This is a genomic window from Microcystis sp. M49636_WE2, from assembly GCF_030065375.1.
Taxonomy (GTDB): Bacteria; Cyanobacteriota; Cyanobacteriia; order Cyanobacteriales; family Microcystaceae; genus Microcystis; species Microcystis aeruginosa_C.
This window is the reverse complement of the sequence record NZ_JASJFG010001101.1, coordinates 1-3,378: the sequence shown is the minus strand read 5'-3', so window position 1 is coordinate 3,378 and position 3,378 is coordinate 1. Positions and strand designations below refer to the sequence as shown.

General features: G+C 45.3%; 2 protein-coding genes. Both read right to left on the bottom strand.

Annotated elements, in window-relative coordinates; all coding sequences use genetic code 11:
- On the bottom strand, positions 1-1,050 hold a 1,050-nt coding region (locus PX484_RS25470; protein WP_288106224.1), incomplete at its 3' end, for a M3 family metallopeptidase.
- Positions 1,051-2,063: 1,013 nt separating this feature from the next.
- Entirely contained in the window at positions 2,064-3,098 is a 1,035-nt protein-coding gene (gene cobW / locus PX484_RS25465; RefSeq protein WP_287765796.1) for a cobalamin biosynthesis protein CobW, read from the bottom strand.
- Positions 3,099-3,378 lie beyond the last annotated feature (280 nt).

Below are 3,378 nucleotides of genomic sequence, written 5' to 3'. Positions count from 1 at the left end.
GGCACTAAAGTTAAACTTGGCCTGACGCTGTTTTTCTGACCAATAGGCTATATCCCAATGCTTGAGATCGTCGGTTCCCGCAAAAGTTTTTAAGGCCTCTAAATCCTGTTTTGCCGCTTTATAGCTTACTTGGCGTAAATTGTCAAGCAATTTCTCGATTTCATCCACAGAATTGGCCATTTTCCGGGCAAGACTGACCTCGGCGTAGGTACTATAACCTAAAAGATGGGCCTGTTCCTGACGAAGTTGCAAAATGCGATCGATTAAGGGATTATTATCCAATTCTCCCAGATCAGCCCGACTAACGTAGGCTTTATAGAGTTTTTCCCGCAATTCCCGATTATCGCTGTACTTCATAAAGGGGAAATAACTGGGAAAATCGAGGGTAATCACCCAGGGGCCGGTTTCGCTGCTGGCGTTAGTTTCTCCTTGGCCCCGGGCGGTTTGGGCGGCTAAACTAAGGAGACTAGGGGGTAAACCGGCGATATCTTCTGGGGTTGTTAGTTTCAGTTGAAAAGCTTTGGTGGCATCGAGGATGTTATTAGAAAATTTCGTGGTGATTTCCGCTAATTCCAGTTGAATCGCGTTAAATCTGTCTTTTTTCTCCCCTACTAATCCCACCCCGGCCAATTGAGCATCCCGCAGGGAAGCTTCGACAATGCGCTGTTGTGTCTCGTCTAATTGCCCCCAGCTTTCTCCTTGGCGCAGGGACAAAAATGCCTCATAAATGGGTTTACTTTGGCTTAAACGGCTAATAAACTCGACTACCTGCGGTTGTACAGTTTCGTAGGCTTGACGCAATTCTGGGCTATTTTTTACCCCCATCAGATGACCGATAATCCCCCAACTCCAGCTTAAACGTTCTTCGATCCGGGTGAGGGGTTCGACTAATTTTTCCCAAGTGGGGGCAATCTGTGCTTCTAGATCGGTTAATTCTCCAGCCAGTTCCTGCAAAAGTTGCGTCATGCCAGGGACAATCAGGCCGGGTTGGATTTGGTCAAAAGCCGGTAATCCTTGACCGGCAAGCAGCGGGTTACTGGTGTTCGTCATAATTGTTGGTCTGCAAGGGTGGGTAATCTGTATCTTTTACTACCCTAACCCAAATCCCCGACCATCTATCCGGGCGATCGATTGCCGGAGCTTTTTCAGTGGGGTGTAGGGTGTAGGGTGTGGGGTGTGGGGTGTAGGGTGTGGGGTGTGGGGAAAGAAACCTCTTTCATCTGTGGGGGTGAAAATTTTTTCATTGGGACTGCCTCTGTTGATCAAAGATAAGCAAACATTATCTATTGACTGCAAAAGATTGAGAATATTTAAATTAACATTCCGCAATATTTACAAATTCTTAAGAATTAATTGAGAAAGATTTTTATTTAATAACGATGTTACAAGGGTTACAGCGATTTGATAGAATTTCATAGTGGGTTATTCTGTGCTTTTTTGGGCAGCAATAGTTGAAACCCTTGCCACACCTAGAAGGTCTTCCTAATTAGGACGGTCAAATCAGTCAATTTCACCCATAACGATGATCTTTTTTTTGTGTAGTTTTATTGCAAAAAAAAAGTTTTTTTGACAAAAAGCACAAAGTATGATAGAGCCCAACGTATTTCTGGCTGCGAGTAATTATTGTAGAGGGAGAGAAGGGAGAAGGGAGAATAAATAGGGTCTGCTGAAAAAGTTTTTCCTGGGGGTAGGAGTCAGTACCCAGTCGTTTCAGGCTTTGTTGCCCTTGTTTTTTGTACCAAGCGATGTACTACAAGAAGGATAATGCAAGGTTTTTGAAAGTCCCAATCCTATTTTCTTGCACTAACATCGGACTTTAACAGGTCAAAAGCCTTATTTTAAAAGGGTTTTACCATTATTCAGCAAGCCCTAAATAGGGTTTGCGGCAAAAAGTTTGTTGGTGGGGTCAGGCAGGGGGCAGGGTTCGGCCGTGAGACTGATCTCACGCCGAAGTCTCACGGCCGAAGCCCACACCCCATCACCCCACTTCCCTATCTACCCCACTTCATAATTCATAATTCATAATTCCCACACCCTACACCCCACCCCCAGGAAAAACTTCTTCAGCAAACCCTAGTTAAGGCCTGCTCGATTTTCTGACTATCGAGGGAGCGGCCGATAAAGACCAAGCGAGTTTGCCGCATTTCTGTGGATTGCCAGGGTCGGTCGAAGAAAGAATCAAAGCGATCGCCGACTCCCTGTAACACCATACGCATCGGTTTATGGGCCACGTTAACAAATCCCTTGACCCGATAGATTTCTTCTCGGGACACCAATTCTTTAATCCGTTGGGTCAAAATTTGGGCATCTACGGGAGAATCGAGGCAAAACTGCACAGAATTGATATCCTCATCGTGATCGTGTTCTTCCTCGTGATCATGATGACTAGGACGACTAGCTAAATCATCCTCGACGGCGGCATTAAATCCCAATAGCACATCGGGGCTAATTTGTCCATCGGCACAAGTAACTATTTTTACCGTTGATCGCAGTTGCGTTTTCAGCCAATTAATAATTTTTTCTAATTCAATTTCGCTGATGAGATCGGTTTTAGTTAAGAGTACCAGGTCAGCGCAGGCTAACTGATCCTCAAATAACTCCTCAATGGGCGTTTCGTGTTCTAAATTGGGGTCTGCTTGCCTTTGTGCCGTTAAAGCGTCTAAATCCGCCACCAGACGACCCCTAGCGATAGCAAAACCATCCACCACCGTGATTACTCCGTCCACCGTGGCACCGTTGCGGATTTCCGGCCAGCGAAAAGCTTGAACCAGAGGTTTAGGTAAAGCTAATCCGGAAGTTTCGATCAGCATACAATCCAACTGTTGCCGTCGCTCCAGCAATTTCTGCATGGTGGGGAGAAATTCTTCCTGTACTGTACAGCACAGACAACCGTTGGTCAGTTCCACAATATTATCGTTGGGGTTGTCATCGCAGGTCTGACAACTTTTCAACAAATCACCATCAATTCCCACTTCTCCGAATTCATTGACCATAACGGCCACCCGTCGGCCTTGATTATTTTGCAGTAGATGACGGATGAGGGTAGTTTTTCCCGCACCCAGAAAACCCGTGATCACAGTAACTGGAATTTTGTGCATAGATAGGGCGATCGATCATGTTTCTAGATCAATGTATCAGAATCTCGGTCTAGGGTTGAGGGTTTCATCGCTAATTCTTTAGGATTGCCCCACCAATTGCCGGACTGTCACAAACTAGCTGAAATTTTCCTAGTTAGTCGTTATTCTGGTAAAAGTTTCAGCCGGCTAGAATAATCGCTGAAAAACTTTTGTGGGAGTGGATCATGTTACAACGTCTTTTTTTAGCCTTTACCCTCGCTTTTCCCCTTTATTTAAGCATTGCTATTCAACAAACTTCTCC